Consider the following 16,434-nt stretch of genomic DNA (forward strand, 5'->3'; position numbering starts at 1 on the left):
GATCAGCCGTACTTCAAGATCTTGACGGCGGCCTCCAGCCCCTCGGACGTCCCGACCGCGACGAGCACGTCGCCCGCGGTGAGGTTGAAGTCCGGGTTGGGGGAGGGGTGGACCTGACCGGCCCGCATCACCGCGACCACCGAGACGCTCGTCCGCGTGCGCATGGCCGTGTCGCCCAGCGTCCGGCCGTCGAACGGCGACGACGCCTTGATCGGCAGCTGCTTGGTGTTGATACCAGGCAGATCCCGGTGCTCTTCGGTGAGCTGGGCGACCAGCTGGGGCGCGCCGAGCAGGTTCGCCAGCGCGCCCGCCTCGTCGGTGGTGAGCGGAAGTGAGGCCAGGCAGGCGTCGGGATCGTCCGTTTTGGACACGATCAGCTCGACGTGTCCATCGCGATGGGTGACCACACCGACACGGCGGCCGTGGCGGGTGGCGAAGTCCTTACGGACGCCTATTCCAGGGAGCGGGGTCACTTCGACGTTCACGTGAACAACAGTAACTCACTGTCCGTTTTGCGCCGGGCGGATCAGGAACATCGCCGAGAGGAGCACCATCACGGCGGCGGTCGCACCGTGGATGCCGAACGCGGCGCCGGGGGAACCGTTGTGGGTCAACACGATCAGCATGTCGCCGACCGGGATGAACGCGAGCGCGAGGAGCCCCCAGCCCACCGCGCGGACGTTCCGGAACAGGAGCAGGGCGAGCAGCACGAGCGCCGTTCCGATGTCGCGGACGCCCTTGACCGCGAGGATCGGATCGCCCTCCGCGGGCATGGACGGCAGCCCGAAACCGCCTGTCTGGGTCGCCGGGAAGAACACGTAGCCGGTGCCGAAGTACAGGACGAAGAGCACGAGGGCGGCGGACAGGGTGTAGGCGATCTTGATTCTGGTCATGGTCTCCGACTCCGAAAACTAGCAGCGCTAGGAACGATGTAGACGCTAGCAATAGTGACGATAGATTGTCTAGCGGTGCTAGCAAGTAGATCTGGCCTCTTCGCCGTGGGCGGTCGAGGCGTGTCGTTCGCCACCAGGCAGAATGGACGTCGATCAGATGAGCGACGGATGAGCTGAGGAGAGTTTCGGTGGCGGGAGCCCTGCGTGGTGTGGTCGCGATGGACGGCCCGTCCGGGACCGGGAAATCCACGGTTTCGCGGAAGCTCGCGACGAAGCTCGGCGCCGGCTACCTCGACACGGGCGCGATGTACCGCATGGTCACCCTCGCCGTCCTGCGCGCCGGAACCGACCTGGCCGACGCGGACGCGATCGCCGACGTCGCCAGGAAGGCCGAATTCGGTATCGGGACCAGTCCCGACGAAGCGACCGTGACACTCGCGGGCGAGGACGTCTCCGCCGAGATCCGCGGCGCGGACGTCACCACCGCCGTGTCGCCGGTTTCGGCCGTCCCCGCGGTCCGCGAACTGCTGGTCTCCCGGCAGCGCGAGGTCATCGACGAGGTGCTCGGCCGGATCGGCGGGATCGTGGTCGAAGGCCGCGACATCGGCACCGTCGTCTCACCGGAAGCCCCGCTCAAGATCTTCCTCACCGCTTCGGCCGAGGTCCGCGCCGCGCGTCGCAGCGCGCAGGACTCCGCCGCCGGTCGCGAGTCCACCGTGGATGTCGCGAAGGCGGCCGTGGAACGGCGCGACCGGCTGGACTCCACCCGGGCGGCGTCGCCGCTGCGCGCGGCCGAGGACGCCGTCGAGGTGGACACTTCGGCGCTCAACATCGACCAGGTGATCGTCGCTCTCGCGGAACTGGCCTCGCACCGCGGTCTGCTCGAAGGCTGCCCGGCCGAGGTCACCAGGTGACCGCGAAGGGACTGCCCGAGGGCGCGAGCGACCCGTTCCACACCTTCGGCAGGGGGATCTCGAAGTTCATCGTCCGGCCCGCGTTCCGCGTCCGGGTCCATGGCGCCGAGCGGGTTCCGGTGTCCGGGCCGGTCGTGTTCATGGCCAACCACAGCTCGATGACCGAACCGGCGCTGCTGTTCGGAATGTTCTCGCGGCGCACCGCGTTCCTGGTCAAGGCGGAGCTCTTCAAGGGCTTCGTCGGCTGGTTCTTCCCGAAACTGGGCCAGATCCCGGTGAAACGGGGCGCGGTGGACCGCAAGCCGCTGATGGCGGCGGTCAAGGTGCTCGAGGACGGCGGTGCGGTCGGGATCTTCCCCGAAGGCACCCGCGGCCTCGGTGACGCCGAAAACTTCGAGCGCGGCGTGGCCTTCCTGGTCCGCGCCGGGAACGCGACCGTGGTTCCGGTCGCCACTCGGGGGACGTACAAACCCGCCGGCGCCAAGAGGCGTTGGCGGCCACGCGTCGACATCCTGGTCGGCGAACCTTTCACTCCCGAGATCGGGAAGGGAAGGACAGGGCTGGAGGAGGGAACCGAGCGGCTTCGCCTCGCGCTCGCGGACCTCGTGAAGGCACTGGACGAATGGCGCTTGGAGCACGGGCTCCAAGACACGCGACAGAATGTGAAGTAAGCGATGACAGAGCTTGACGGAGTCGGCGAGGTCGACGGCTCCTGGTCCGACGAGTCCGAATTCACCGCGCTGGACGCGCAGATCGCCGCGGGCGAGGCCGAGGAGGAGGCGCAGCTCGCGCAGCCGGTCCTCGCCGTCGTCGGCAGGCCGAACGTGGGCAAGTCGACCCTGGTCAACCGCATCCTCGGCCGCCGTGAGGCGGTCGTGCAGGACGTCCCCGGCGTGACCAGGGACCGCGTCGCCTACGACGCCTTCTGGGCGGGCCGCCGGTTCACCCTGGTCGACACGGGCGGCTGGGAGCCGGACGCGACCGGGCTGCAGGCCTCCGTCGCCGCGCAGGCCGAGATGGCGATGGCCACCGCCGACGCGGTCCTGCTGGTCATCGACGCCAGCGTCGGCGCGACCGCCACCGACGAGGCTGTTTCCAAGGTCTTGCGCCGCTCGAAGAAGCCGGTGCTGCTCGCCGCCAACAAGGTCGACGACGATCGCCTGCTCGCCGACACCGCGTCGCTGTGGTCGCTCGGCCTCGGCGAGCCGTACCCGGTCAGCGCGCTGCACGGGCGCAGCTCGGGCGACCTGCTCGACGCCATCGTCAAGGCGCTGCCGTCGATGCCGCGTGACGGCGACCGCGCCACCGCCGGTCCGCGCCGCGTCGCGCTGGTCGGCAAGCCGAACGTGGGCAAGTCCAGCCTGCTGAACAAGCTCTCCGGCGAGGAGCGGTCCGTGGTGGACTCGGTCGCCGGCACCACCGTCGACCCGGTCGACTCGCTGGTCGAGCTGGACGGCGAGACCTGGCGGTTCGTCGACACGGCGGGGTTGCGCAAGCGCGTCAACTCGGCCAACGGCGCGGAGTACTACGCCTCGCTGCGGACCAAGACCGCGATCGACGCGGCCGAGGTCGCGATCGTGCTGTTGGACGCCGCCGAACCGCTGTCCGAGCAGGACCTGCGGGTGCTGACGATGGTCGTCGAGGCGGGCCGGGCCTGCGTGCTCGCGTTCAACAAGTGGGACCTCGTCGACGAGGACCGCCGCCACGCCATGGTCCGCGAGCTGGACCGCGGTCTGGTCCGGGTGCCGTGGGCGGACAAGGTCAACATCTCGGCGCTCACCGGCCGGTCCGTGCGCAAGCTCGCGCCCGCGCTGCGGACCGCGTTGAAGTCCTGGGACCAGCGGGTTCCCACCGGTCAGCTGAACGGCTGGCTGGCCGACCTCATCGCCGCGACCCCGCCGCCGGTGCGTGGCGGCAAGCAGCCGAAGGTGCTCTTCGCGACCCAGGCGGGCATTCGGCCGCCGACGCTGGTCCTGTTCACCACCGGATTCCTCGAAGCGGGCTATCGCCGGTTCATCGAACGCAAGTTCCGTGAGCGATTCGGCTTCGAAGGCAGCCCCGTTCGGGTGAATGTCCGAGTGCGGGAAAAGAAGCAACGGCCCAAGGTCGGCGGAAAAGCGGCGGGTAAACCGAAGACCCGCTGAATTCCCACGATGTAGGTGATTATTTCACTGGGTGGACACGCCGTGACCTCGGGTTTCGGCGTGCTCGCCGGTGAGCTTCGACACTCTGCCGAGACCCTCCCGAGATATGCCGTTCACCTGCGGTAAAGTGATAGGTCTGCTAGCGGGCGCCTCATTCGGAGAGCGAGCCCGAATGACGCACTTCGCGAAAGGTGTGTGATGGGCTTGCGCGCCCAGGGGTTTGTTATGCCCACCGCTGTCCTGCCCGTGGTGAACGCCCGATGACGCTGACCGCCGATTCCCGGCCGATCGCCTGTGTCGCCGACGTCACCGTCGCCCCGTCCCCGGCGCCCGTCGCCGACCGTGCCCTTTTCTGGTCCGGTCTCGGCGCCGGTGAGCGCACCCTGATCGACATCCTCGCCGAGACCGCCGCCCGCCACCCCAACGCGGGCGCGATCGACGACGGCGAGACCACGCTGTCCTACCGCAAGCTCGTCGAGGAGATCGACACCTACGGCCGCAAGCTGACCGCCAACGGCGTCGGCGTCGGCGACCGGGTCGGCGTCCGGATCTCCTCCGGCACCGCGGAGCTCTACGTCGCGATCCTCGCCATCCTGTCCGTCGGCGCCGCCTATGTGCCGGTCGACGCGGACGACCCGGACGAGCGCGCCGAACTGGTCTTCGGCGAGGCCGACGTCGCCGCGGTCCTCACCGACGGCGGCGCGATCACGGTTCTCGGCTCGCCGAGCGGCGTCGAGGGCTCGCCCTTGCCGTCCGACGACGCCTGGATCATCTTCACCTCCGGTTCGACGGGCAAGCCGAAGGGCGTCGCGGTCTCGCACGCGTCCGCGGCCGCCTTCGTCGACGCCGAAGCCCAGTTGTTCCTCACCGACGAGCCGATCGGCCCCGGCGACCGCGTGCTCGCCGGCCTGTCCGTCGCGTTCGACGCGTCCTGCGAAGAGATGTGGCTCGCCTGGCGGCACGGCGCCTGCCTGGTCCCGGCGCCGCGTTCGCTCGTGCGCACCGGCGTCGACCTGGGCCCGTGGCTGGTCGCGCAGGGCATCACCGTCGTCTCGACCGTTCCGACGCTGGCCGCGCTGTGGCCCGCCGACGCGCTCGAGGACGTCCGCCTGCTGATCTTCGGTGGCGAAGCCTGCCCGCCGGAGCTGGCCGAGCGCGTCGCCGTCGAAGGTCGCGAAGTCTGGAACACCTACGGCCCGACCGAGGCCACCGTCGTCGCCTGCGCCGCGCAGATGACCGGCGAGGGACCCGTCCGGATCGGCCTGCCGCTGGTGGGCTGGCAGCTCGCCGTCGTCAACGAGGCGGGCGAGCCGGTCGCGATGGGGGAGACCGGCGAGCTGGTCATCGGCGGCGTCGGCCTGGCCCGCTACCTGGACCCGGAGAAGGACGCCGAGAAGTTCGCGCCGCTGCCCTCGCTGGGCTGGCGTCGCGCGTACCGCAGCGGTGACATGGTCCGCGCGGAGGCCGAGGGCCTGCTGTTCCTCGGGCGGCTCGACGAGCAGGTCAAGCTCGGCGGCCGCCGCATCGAACTCGGCGAGGTCGACGCCGCGCTCCAGGCGCTGCCCGGGGTGCAGGGCGCCGCCGCCGCGATCCGCCGCACCAAGGCGGGAAACCAGGTGCTCGTCGGGTACGTCGTGCCCGCGGAAGGTGTCGAATTCGACCACGACGAGGCCGCGACCCGGCTGCGCGAGCAGCTGCCCGCCGCGCTCGTCCCGCTGCTGGCGCTGGTCGAAGACCTGCCGACGCGGACCTCCGGCAAGGTCGACCGCAACGCGCTGCCCTGGCCGCTGTCCACTGTGGACGCCGCGAAGTCCGGCCTGTCACCGACGGAGAGCTGGCTCGCCGAAGGCTGGGCGGAGATCCTGGGCGTCTCGGTCGACAACCCGAAAGCCGACTTCTTCACCAACGGCGGCGGCAGCCTGACCGCCGCCCAGCTGATCGCGCGGATCCGCACCCGGCACCCGCAGGTGTCGGTGAACGACATCTACGCCAACCCGAAGCTCGGCGCGCTGGCTACCCTGCTGAACGCGCTCAGCGGCGAGAAGACCGAACGCCGCGACATCGCGCCGACCCCGCGCAAGGCCGGGATCATCCAGTCGCTGCTGATGATCCCGCTGATGGGTCTCGTCGGCCTGCGCTGGACGACGATCGCCGCGACGCTGTCGAACGTGCTGTCGCTGGCCGGGTTCGCCTGGGCGCCGACGCTGAACTGGGTGTGGATCGCCGTCGCGTGGGTCGCGCTGTTCAGCCCGGCGGGCCGGATCGCGATCTCGGCGACCGGTGCGCGGCTGCTGCTGCGCGGTGTCCGTCCGGGCAGCTACCCGCGAGGCGGGAGTGTCCACTTGCGACTGTGGACGGCCGAGAAGCTCGCCGAGTTCAGCGGCGCGGACAGTGTCGCGGGCGCTTCCTGGATGACGACGTACGCCAAGGCACTCGGCGCGCGGATCGCGAAGGACGTCGACCTGCACTCGCCGCCGCCGGTCACCGGCATGCTGAAACTCGGCCGCGGCGCGGCCATCGAGCCCGAGGTCGACCTGACCGGGCACTGGGTGGACGGCGATCTCGTGCACATCGGCAAGATCCGGATCGGCGCCGACGCGCGGATCGGCGCGCGCAGCACGCTGTTCCCCGGCGCGCGGATCGGCAAGGGCGCGGAGATCGCGGCGGGGTCGACCGTCCGCGGCAACGTGCCCGCCGGGCAGCGCTGGGCCGGTGCTCCCGCCGCCCGCGCCGCCAAGGACGCGCTGAAGTGGCCGTCGAGCCGCCCGCCGCGTTCGCGCTTCTGGGCGTCGGTCTATGGCGCGACGTCGGTCGCGCTGGGTCTGCTGCCCGCCGTCGCCGCCCTGCCCGCCGTCGCGGTGCTGGGCTACGCGATCGCCGGAGCGCCCTCGCTGGGCGCCGCGCTCGGCCAGGCGTTGTTGTTCACGCCGCTCGCGACCGTCGCGTACTTCCTGACGTACGCGCTGCTCGTGCTCGTCGGAGTCCGGTCGCTGAGCATCGGCATGGTCGAGGGGTACCACCCCGTGCACGGCCGCGTCGCGTGGCAGGTCTGGGCGACCGAACGGCTGATGGGCATGGCGCGTGAAGGGCTGTTCCCCTTGTACGCCAGCCTGTTCACCCCGGTGTGGCTGCGGATGCTCGGGGCGAAGGTCGGCCGCAACGTCGAGGCGTCCACCGTCCTCGCGCTGCCGAAGATGACCCAGGTCGACAGTGGCGCGTTCCTCGCGGACGACACCATGGTCGCCACCTACGAACTCGGCCACGGCTGGCTGCACGTCGCGCCGGCGCGCATCGGCAAGCAGGCGTTCCTCGGCAACTCGGGGATGGCCGCGCCCGGTCGTTCGGTGCCCAAGCGCGGTCTGGTCGGCGTGCTGTCGTCGGCCCCGCTCAAGGCGAAGAAGGGCTCGTCGTACCTCGGGATGCCGCCGCTGCCGGTCCGCCGGTCGGTCGGCGAGGCCGACACGAGCCGCACCTACACGCCGCCGCTGCGACTGAAGGCGGCCCGCGCGCTCGTCGAGCTGTGCCGGATCGTGCCGGTGATGTGCGGCGTCGCGCTGACCGTGCTGGTCGCCGCCGGGATCTTCGCGCTGGCGTCGTCCTTCGGTTTCCTGGTCGCGGTGCTGCTTGGCGGGCCGCTGCTGCTCGCCGCCGGTGCCGTCGCCGCGCTGACCGCCACCGCGATGAAGTGGCTGCTGGTCGGCCGGTTCCGCGCGGTCGACCATCCGTTGTGGAGCTCGTTCGTCTGGCGCAACGAACTCGCCGACACCTTCGTCGAGGCGCTCGCCGTGCCGTGGCTGATCGGTTCGCTCGGCGGCACCCCGCTGCTGCCGGCGTGGCTGCGGACCATGGGCGTCAAGATCGGCCGCGGCGTGTGGCTGGAGACGTACTGGCTGCCCGAGTCGGACCTGGTGCGCCTCGGCGACGGCGCGACGATCAACCGCGGCTGTGTCGTGCAGACGCACCTGTTCCACGACCGGATCATGACGATGTCGCCGGTGACCCTGGACGAGGGAGCGACGCTCGGGCCGCACGGTATCGTGCTGCCTGGCGCGAGCATCGGCGCGCGGACGACCGTCGGACCGGGGTCTCTGGTGACCCGGGGCGACGCGGTCCCCGCCGACTCCCGCTGGCTGGGCAATCCCATCTCGGCCTGGACGAAGTAGAGACAGTTGGCGGAGCTGAGGTGTGTTCGGAATGGTGACCGCAGAGGTGAACCCGCCCCTGCCGAAGGCCCCGCTATCGCGGTGGCAGGGCGCTCTGTCCGCTCACCGCGTCGGTCCTCTGCCAGGTAGCGCCCTGCCGACGTCGATCGCGGCCGCGGGTTCACTGACGGAAACAATGGGAAGCGGGGTCTTTCGCGGGTGATTTCGAAGGCCTCCGCGCAGCCCTCGCCCGGCGCGGACACCTCCGGCGACTCCTATCTGCCCCGTCACGGTAACGGCGGTTACCGGGTCCGGCACTACGATCTGGAGCTGGACTACAAGATCGGTCCCAACCGGCTGTCGGCCTCCGCGGCCATCACCGCGGAGGCGACGCAGGCGCTGTCGCGGTTCACGCTGGACTTCGGCGAGTTCCGCATCAACCGGGTCCTCGTCAACGGGAAACCGGCGAAGTACACGCGGCGCGCGCACAAGCTTCAGGTGAAGCCCGCCAAGTCGCTGGCGCTAGGTAGCGAGTTCCTGGTGGAGGTCCACTATGTCGGCAACCCGAGGCCGCTTCCCGGGCTGTGGGGCGACATCGGCTGGGACGAACTGACCGACGGCTCGCTCGTCGCGAGCCAGCCGGTCGGGGCGCCGTCGTGGTTCCCGTGCAACGACCATCCGGCGGACAAGGCGACCTACCGCGTCGCGCTGACGACGTCGTCGCCGTACCTCGTGGCCGTCACCGGGAACCTGGTGTCGCGGCTTTCGCGAGCGAGCACCACCCGGTGGGTCTTCGAGCGCCCGGAGCCGACTCCGACGTATCTGATGAGCGTCCAAATAGGACGGTACGACGACGTCGAACTGGTCTCGGGTCCGCAGCCCAGTTGGCTTTCGCAGCCGTCGGTTTCGGCGTACCGGATCAGTCTCGACGGTGACTCCGTGCTCGCCTCGGTGCCGCAACGGGCCGCCGTGCCGCCGCGCCTGCGCCGGGCGTTTTCGCGCGATTTCGGGCGGCAGGGCAAGATCATGGACGCGCTGCAACGGCTGTTCGGGCCGTATCCCTTCGGCGAGTACGTCATCGTGGTCACCGACGACGACCTCGACGACCCGATCGAGGCGCAGGGCATGTCGATCTTCGGCGCCAACCACGTCGACGGGCGGCGCACCCACGAACGGCTCGTCGTGCACGAACTGGCGCACCAGTGGTTCGGCAACAGCCTGACCGTCGCCGACTGGCGGCACATCTGGCTGAACGAAGGCTTCGCGACGTACGCGGAATGGCTCTGGTCCGAGGAATCCGGCGGGCAGACCGCGCACGCGTGGGCGAAGACGTGGCACGCGCGGATGAAGGCGAAGCCCGCCGATCTCCGCCTCGCCGACCCTGGGGTCTCGCGGATGTTCGACGAGCGGGTGTACAAACGCGGTGGCCTTCTGTTGCACGCCTTGCGTTGTCTCGTCGGCGACGAGGTCTTCTTCCCGCTGGTGAAGGCTTGGGCGGTGGAGAACCGGCACGGTCTGGTGACCACCGCTGCTTTCGTCGCTCTGGCTGAACGCTTCGCTGGGCGCTCGCTGGCCTCCTTCTTCGATGCCTGGCTGTACGCTCCGGCGCTGCCTCCGCTTCCCGCTTGAGGGTTCCCAATGTCGCATTTGAGACGCTCAGCGTCTCAAATGCGACATTGGGAACCCCTCGCGGGAGTTGTCCACAGGGAAGCGTGCGGGGACGAGTTGTCCACAGGGGCGGGAAATGGGGCTGGCGGGGGCAGGCCGGGAGATCCACTATCGCTGGTGTGGTGTTGACCGGCGAATGGACCCGCGAAGCCCTCTACAAGGCAAGCCGTGGTGGAGTGATCACTGTCGCGCGGCTGGTGGAACTCGGTGTCCCGAGGAAGACGTGCTACCGGCGATGCCGCCCTGGGCAGCCATGGCGGCGTTTGCTGCCGGGCGTTCTCTTGCTCGAGTCGGGACAGCCGACACGACGGCAACTCGCCGACGGAGCCTTGCTTTACGGTGGGCCTGAAGCGCTCGTTACCGGCCTCGAAGCTTGCCGCCGGCAAGGCTTGAGAGGCCCGAGAATCGCGTCGGACGGGATCCAGCTCCTCGTGCCCGCTTCCTGCAAGGTCAGCACTGCCGGTTACGTGACCGTCGAGCGGACCACTCGGATGCCCCGGCGGGTGGTGGTGGACGGGGTGGCGATGGCCCCGCTCGTCCGGGCGGTCCTCGACCAATGCCGCCGTTTCACCGCGCACGATCCGGTCCGGGCGCTGCTGACAGAAGCCGTTCAACGAGGCGGGCTGAATCCCGAAGACCTCATCCTGGAACTCGAAGCAGGCAGCGATCGCGGAAGCGCGCTGCCCCGCGAGGTCCTGCGGGATGTGCTGAGGGGAGCGAGGTCGGTCGCGGAAATCGACGCGATGGCCGTCTGGCGCCGGACCGGTCTCCCAGAACCGTTGTGGAACCACGAACTGAGGGATTCCGGTGGTCGGTACATCGGGACTCCCGACGGCTATTTCCGGAAAGTCCAGCTCGCGTGGGAGATCGATTCGTACGACTTCCACTTCGCGCGGGCCCAGTACGCGAGCACGCTCGAACGGAACAGCCGCTACACCGCCGAGGGGATTTTCGTGCTTCAGACGCTTCCGAGCCGCTTGCGATCCGAACCCGACAAGGTCGCCGCCGAACTCGTGGCCGCCTTCAACGCCGCCGAGCAGGCTCTCGCTAATTCGGTGGTCCCCGCCCAAGACGTCTCGCTAACGTCCTCCTCACAAGGGAGGGGCGATGAGAAGGAAGAGTCCGCAGGAGAAGAAGCGGCTTAGCTACGCCAAAGATCGTCGCAACAACTATGGCGAGAACGACAAGTCCTCGCGCAAGAACATCCCGCGCCACAAGCGGCGCGTGAACCGGGCGAACCGGCACCGTGATCAGCATGCCCTCAGCGGAGCCCGCGGCGCGGTGGACATCGAGGGAGCGGCGACCGCCGAGGAGAACCTGCTGAAGGTCCGTCCTCAGCGGTGGCGAAAGTGGCCGGACGCCACGCTCGGCGTGGTAGTCGGCGGAACGCTCGGGGAGATCAGGGAGCGGCAGGAATTCGAGGCGGAGACGTTATCGCCGCTGAGCGACGACGACCTGCGCGGAATGCTGACGGCGGCGATCCGGCTCTTGTCGGTCAGGAGAGCCTTGCTCGTCAACCTGATGTACTACTCCGGTCTTCGTGCCGCCGAGGTGACCGCGTTGGACGTGGGGGATGTTTCCGCCGAGGCGGTCACTGTGCGGGGAAGACGGCGACGGACTATCCCGCTTCCGGTCGAGCTTCGCCCTTTGCTGGAATCGTACCTTCGTGTGCGTGCCGAGCGACCGGGGGTCGCCGAGAATCCGGCGTTCTTCATCGACGCCTGCGGTCGTCGTGTGCCGCCCGCGTCGGTCAACGGTCTCGTGCAGACCTTCGGGATTTTGATCGGACTGCCCGGAGTGTCCGCCCGGACCTTGCGCAAGACGTACGCCGTCAACCTTCTCCGCACCGGGATCGACCTCGACGAAGCCGCCGAGTTGCTCGGTCACGCTTCGTCTGACGCCACTCGCGCCTATCTCGCCAACCGACCGATAGGTCGGATGTCTCTACCGCTTTCCGGGTGAGCGAGCTGGCCAAAGCTGGACTATCTCTGGAAACATGCCGGTCGCCAGGGCTTGATCTACGGTAAACGTAGTATGAATCTGGAGGCGACCCATGGGCGGGCTGTCCAGGCGATCGATGCTGAAGGCTGCCGCGGGGACCGCCGCGCTCGGCGGTTTGTGGGCCCAAGGGGCCGCTCCAGCGCAGGCGCAAGAACAAGCGTCCGGTGACGTCCACCGAAGAGTGGTCGACGACGCGCGCATGGTCTGGAAGCGCATGCCGAAGGGCTGGCAGGAAGGGCCGTTCCTCGCCAACGGCTTCCTCGGCGTCCAGTTCTACGCGGGCGCGCAGCCGAACGTCCTCAAGGTGATGCTCAGCCACTCCCGGGTCCAGGATCAGCGCGGCCAGTGGGAGGCGGGCATCGGGTATTCGCGGCTCCCGATCGGCTACCTCACCCTCACCTTCGCGGGCGCGATCACGGCGGTGGACTGGCATCTCGACCTGTACAACGCCGAACTCGGCGGCACGATCACGACCACGCAGGGGGCCGTGCGGTTCTCCGCGCTGGTCCACAACGACCAGGACCTCCTGCTCGTCTCGCTCACCGGAGCGGCGGCGGACTGGGGGTTCACACCGCTCAAATCGGCGACGACCAGGACGATCCGCAAACCGCCCGAGTACACGGCCAATCCCGATCCGAAGCTCGCCAGTGCGGGCGAGGTCCGGTATTGCGAGCAGCCACTGCACGCGGGCGGCGGGTATACGACGGCGTGGCGTGAGCGGACCATCGGCACACGACGGCTCCTGGCGGCGACGGTCGCGTACGGATTTCCCGAGCCGACGCACACCGCCGAGGCGATCAGCCGGGTCAACCGGGCGTCGGCGGCGAACCCGGATCTGCTGGTCGCCGGCCATCGGCGCTGGTGGAACGCCTTCTACCGGCGCAGTTTCGTGTCCGTTCCGGACAAGCGGATCCAGCGGTTCTACTGGATCCAGTTGTACAAGACCGCTTGCGCCACTCGCAGAGGCGGTCCGGTCGTCGCCGAATGGGGGCCGTGGTTCCCGGAGGTCGGCAACAGCTGGACGGCGGTGTGGTGGAACCTCAACGTCCAGGTCACGTACCCGATCGTCAACAGCAGCAACCATCCTGAACTCGACGCGGTCACCGCGACCTTCCGCCGCGACCACGCCAACCTCGAACTCTCGGTGCCTCCCGCCTACCGGGACGGGGAAACGTACGCCCTTTCGCACCCGGGGGACTGGCGGCTGCGGCCCGGCGGCACCCGCGCGGTCGGGATCCCCGGCCCCGAAACGAAGAACGACCAGACCGGCAACCTGATCTGGGGCCTGCACAACGTCTGGCTCTCGTACCGGCACAGCATGGACGTCCGCGTCCTGCGCGACGTCCTGTATCCGACGCTCGCCAAGGCGCTCAACTACTACCGCCACTTCCTCGCCACCGGACCGGACGGTTCGCTGCACCTGCCGATGACGCGGTCGCCCGAGTACGCCGACGCGGCCGACTGCACGTACGACCTGTCGCTCATCCGCTGGGCCGCGCGGACCCTCGTCGAATCCGCGGCCAAGCTGCGCATCGACGACCCGAGGGTGCCAGCGTGGCGGGAGATCGGCGAGAAACTGGTGCCGTACCACCAGGATCCCGTGCAGGGAGTACTGATCGGCGATGGTGTCCCGCTCGCCGAATCACACCGGCACTTCTCGCATCTGCTCTGGCTCTATCCGCTGCGCGAGAAGCTCTGGGATCGTCCCGGCGACCGGGACGTCATGCGCCGTACTTTCGCGCATTGGGTCGGTAATCAGGACAAATGGCACGGCTACAGCTTCGCGGCCGCGTCGTCGATGAGTTCCGTGATGGACGCGCCCGAGGAAGCGTTGCGCTACCTGAAGATCTTCCTCGACGGGACGGTCGTGGCCGACACTCAGCTCACGCCGAACACGATGTACCGCGAAGGCGCCAACCTCGCGATCGAGAGTCCGATCACCGCCGCGCAGTCCGTTGTGGACATGCTCCTTCAAGGCGATCACGGCGTTCTCAAGGTCTTTCCGTCGGTTTCGTCGACCTGGCCGGACGCGTCCTTCGAAAGCCTGCGCGCGGAAGGCGCCTTCCTCGTGGACGCGTCCCGCGAGAACGGCGCGACCGAATGGATCCGCGTCCACAGCGAAGCGGGGGAGCCGCTCACACTTCACCACGGGATCCCCGGCGACATCGACGTGCGTGACCGTCGCGGGCGGAGACTCCCTTGGCGGGCCGAAGGTCCAGGGAGGATCTCGATCGCGCTCGGCCGCGGCGGGACGGCCGTCGTCACGCGGCGCGGTGCGCGTCCGTCGCTGGAGCCGCGCGATGTGCCCGGCGACCGCGAAACTCCGGCTTGGGGACTGGCCCGATGACGGACATCAGGCGCAGGACGGTGCTCGGCGGAGCGCTGGCGGGTGTGGCGGCGGCCGGGTTCGCGCCGTCCGCTTCGGCGGTGGAGAACGACTTCGCGCTCGGCGGCCTCGACTGGCCCGGCTTCCTCGCCTCCGCGGACCTGATCTGGCGGAAGATGCCGAAGACCTGGTACGAGGGCCCCTTCCTCGGCAACGGTTTCCTCGGCTCGGGCATCTACGCCGAACCGGGAAAGAACGCCGTCCGGTTCAACGTCCAGCACAGCGAGGTGCAGGATCACCGGCCCGAGTTCGGTTCCCTGTTCGGCCTCGCGCGGTTGCCGATCGGTCATTTCACCCTCGAACCGGTCGGTGCCATCACCGGGATCGACTGGCGGATGGATCTCTGGAACGCCGAACTCAGGGGCACGATCACCACGGCGGCGGGCAGCCTCTCGGTGCGGGCGATCGTCCACACCGGACAGTCGCTGCTGGCCGTCGAGATCGAGCCGACCGAAGGCGAGCGCGCCTTCGCGTGGGTCTTCCATCCGGCCGAGGCGGTGAGCCCGAGAACGGATCCGAAGTTCGGGAAGCCGCCGCCCGCGGGTTACGTCGCAAACCCGCCCGCGACACTGGAAACCAGTGGTGACAGCAGGCTTTCCGTGCAGGGCCTGCTGGCGGGCGGGGAGCACGTCACGGCGTGGCGCGAGGTCGCCAGGGGATCGAAACGCACGCTGTACACGTCCGTGGCCTGGTCGCATCCTAAGAGGACAGCCGCGAGAGAGGCGCTGAAGACCATCCGGCGGGCCGAGTCGTTCGACGTCCTCGCGATCGATCACCGTCGCTGGTGGCACGACTACTATCGGCGGAGCTTCCTGTCCATTCCGGACACCCGGATCCAGAGCTTCTATTGGATCCAGCTGTACAAAGTCGCCGCTGCCGCGCGCCGGGAGGCGCCGGTGATGGCGACCTGCGGCCCCTGGCTGGAGCCGACCCCGTGGCCCGCGACGTGGTGGAACCTCAACGTCCAGCTGGAGTACTGGCCCATCCACGGCTCGAACCACCTGGAGCTGGACGCGGTCAGCCGCGCACTCGGCGAGTATCGCGCGAACCTGACGAGCCAGGTCGCCGAGCCGTACCAGCACGATTCCGCGGGCATCCCGCGCACGACCGACATGACCCTGCTCAACGGCGCGACCGGGACGAACTCGGGTTTCCCGGTCGGCGTCCCCGGCAAGGAGACACCGACGCCGGAGGTCGGCAACCTCACCTGGGCGCTGCACAACGTCTGGCTTTCCTATCGGCACACGATGGACCGGCGGCTGCTGCGGGACACGCTGTTCCCGTTGCTGCGCAAGGCGATCAACTACTACCTCCACTTCCTCACGCCCGGCTCGGACGGGAAGCTGCATCTGCCGGCGACGTTCTCCCCGGAGTACGGCGTCAACGCGCCCGACTGCAACTACGACCTCGCGCTGATCCGCTGGGGCTGCAAGACCCTGCTGGAATCGGCGGCGGAACTGCGGATCGACGACCCGCTGGCGCGGCGGTGGCGGGAGGTCCTGGCCACGCTGGTCCCGTATCCGGTCGACGCCAACGGTTACATGATCGGCGCCGGCGTGCCGTTCGCGAAGTCGCATCGGCACTACTCGCATCTGCTGCAGATCTACCCGCTGTACGAGATCACCTGGGAGCGGCCGGAGCACCGGCACGTCATCGAGACCTCGCTCGACCACTGGGTGGGCTTCGAGGGCGCGTTGCAGGGCTACACGTTCACCGGTGCCGCGTCGATGTCGGCGCAGATGCTGCGCGGCGAGAAGGCGGAGTTCTATCTCGGAGAGTTGCAGCGGCGCTACATCCAGCCGAACACGATGTACAGGGAATCCGGCCCGGTGATCGAGACGCCGCTCTCGGCCGCGCAGTCGATGCACGACATGCTCGTCCAGAGCTGGGGCGGTGTCATCCGGCTGTTCCCGGCCGTGCCCGCCCAGTGGGCGGACGCCGCGCTGCGTGACTTCCGGACGCAGGGCGCGTTCCTGCTCAGCGCGTCACGGCAGGGCGGCAGGACGCGCTGGGTGAAGGTCATCAGCGAGGCCGGGGCGCCTTGTGTGCTGCGGACGGACCTGGAGGGAGACCTGACCGTCCGCGACCGGTGGGGGAGGCCGAAACGCTGGCGGCGGCTGCCGAACGGCGATGTCCGGATCGACCTGCGGCGCGGCGAGGAGGCCGTCGTGCACCGCGCGGGCGACCGGCCCGACCTCGAGATCCGGCCTGTTCCTGCCAACGGGGACGCCACGCCGTGGGGGATGCCGTGACTCGTCCGCGGTGATACGCGAGAGTGGTCCTGTA

General features: G+C 69.2%; 11 protein-coding genes. 9 read left to right on the top strand and 2 right to left on the bottom strand.

Going from position 1 to position 16,434, the window contains the following annotated elements:
• Positions 1 to 2 precede the first annotated feature (2 nt).
• On the bottom strand, positions 3 to 485 hold the full coding sequence (locus tag B0293_RS11010; RefSeq protein WP_005153480.1) for a cation:proton antiporter regulatory subunit: 483 nt from the start codon (positions 483 to 485) through the stop codon (positions 3 to 5).
• Between the two features lie 15 nt (positions 486 to 500).
• The gene (locus tag B0293_RS11015) at positions 501 to 893 is read right to left on the bottom strand and encodes a DUF4267 domain-containing protein (RefSeq protein WP_005153481.1); all 393 of its coding nucleotides are present in this window, start codon (positions 891 to 893) and stop codon (positions 501 to 503) included.
• A 209-nt stretch (positions 894 to 1,102) separates the two neighbouring features.
• On the opposite strand from B0293_RS11015, the gene cmk reads away from it, so the two are divergent.
• The 9 genes from cmk (at position 1,103) to B0293_RS11060 (ending at position 16,400) form a co-directional block, all read left to right on the top strand.
• Positions 1,103 to 1,807 (top strand): (d)CMP kinase, encoded by a 705-nt coding sequence (cmk, locus tag B0293_RS11020; RefSeq protein ID WP_039916310.1) that lies wholly within the window; start codon positions 1,103 to 1,105, stop codon positions 1,805 to 1,807.
• Positions 1,804 to 2,478, top strand: a complete 675-nt coding sequence (locus B0293_RS11025) for a lysophospholipid acyltransferase family protein (RefSeq protein ID WP_005153484.1) — start codon at positions 1,804 to 1,806, stop codon at positions 2,476 to 2,478. Before cmk ends, B0293_RS11025 begins: the two co-directional genes overlap by 4 nt.
• Positions 2,479 to 2,481: 3 nt before the next feature.
• Positions 2,482 to 3,951 carry a ribosome biogenesis GTPase Der gene (gene der / locus B0293_RS11030; RefSeq protein WP_005153485.1) on the top strand — a complete coding sequence of 490 codons (1,470 nt, stop codon included), beginning with the start codon at positions 2,482 to 2,484 and terminating at the stop codon, positions 3,949 to 3,951.
• A 260-nt stretch (positions 3,952 to 4,211) separates the two neighbouring features.
• Positions 4,212 to 8,114, top strand: coding sequence for a Pls/PosA family non-ribosomal peptide synthetase (locus B0293_RS11035; protein ID WP_005153488.1), 3,903 nt, complete (start codon positions 4,212 to 4,214; stop codon positions 8,112 to 8,114).
• 198 nt (positions 8,115 to 8,312) lie between these two features.
• On the top strand, positions 8,313 to 9,722 hold the full coding sequence (locus B0293_RS11040) for a M1 family metallopeptidase (RefSeq protein ID WP_005153494.1): 1,410 nt from the start codon (positions 8,313 to 8,315) through the stop codon (positions 9,720 to 9,722).
• 470 nt (positions 9,723 to 10,192) lie between these two features.
• Positions 10,193 to 10,906 (top strand): hypothetical protein, encoded by a 714-nt coding sequence (locus B0293_RS11045; RefSeq protein WP_005153498.1) that lies wholly within the window; start codon positions 10,193 to 10,195, stop codon positions 10,904 to 10,906.
• The gene (locus B0293_RS11050; protein ID WP_005153500.1) at positions 10,869 to 11,723 is read left to right on the top strand and encodes a tyrosine-type recombinase/integrase; all 855 of its coding nucleotides are present in this window, start codon (positions 10,869 to 10,871) and stop codon (positions 11,721 to 11,723) included. The genes B0293_RS11045 and B0293_RS11050 overlap by 38 nt, the downstream gene beginning before the upstream one ends.
• A 91-nt stretch (positions 11,724 to 11,814) precedes the next feature.
• Positions 11,815 to 14,109: a glycosyl hydrolase family 95 catalytic domain-containing protein gene (locus tag B0293_RS11055; protein ID WP_005153503.1), complete on the top strand. Its 2,295-nt coding sequence runs from the start codon at positions 11,815 to 11,817 to the stop codon at positions 14,107 to 14,109.
• Positions 14,106 to 16,400, top strand: a complete 2,295-nt coding sequence (locus B0293_RS11060) for a glycosyl hydrolase family 95 catalytic domain-containing protein (protein WP_005153505.1) — start codon at positions 14,106 to 14,108, stop codon at positions 16,398 to 16,400. The genes B0293_RS11055 and B0293_RS11060 overlap by 4 nt, the downstream gene beginning before the upstream one ends.
• The last annotated feature ends 34 nt before the right edge of the window (positions 16,401 to 16,434 follow it).

The sequence above is a fragment of the Amycolatopsis azurea DSM 43854 genome, assembly GCF_001995215.1.
Classification (GTDB): domain Bacteria; phylum Actinomycetota; class Actinomycetes; order Mycobacteriales; family Pseudonocardiaceae; genus Amycolatopsis; species Amycolatopsis azurea.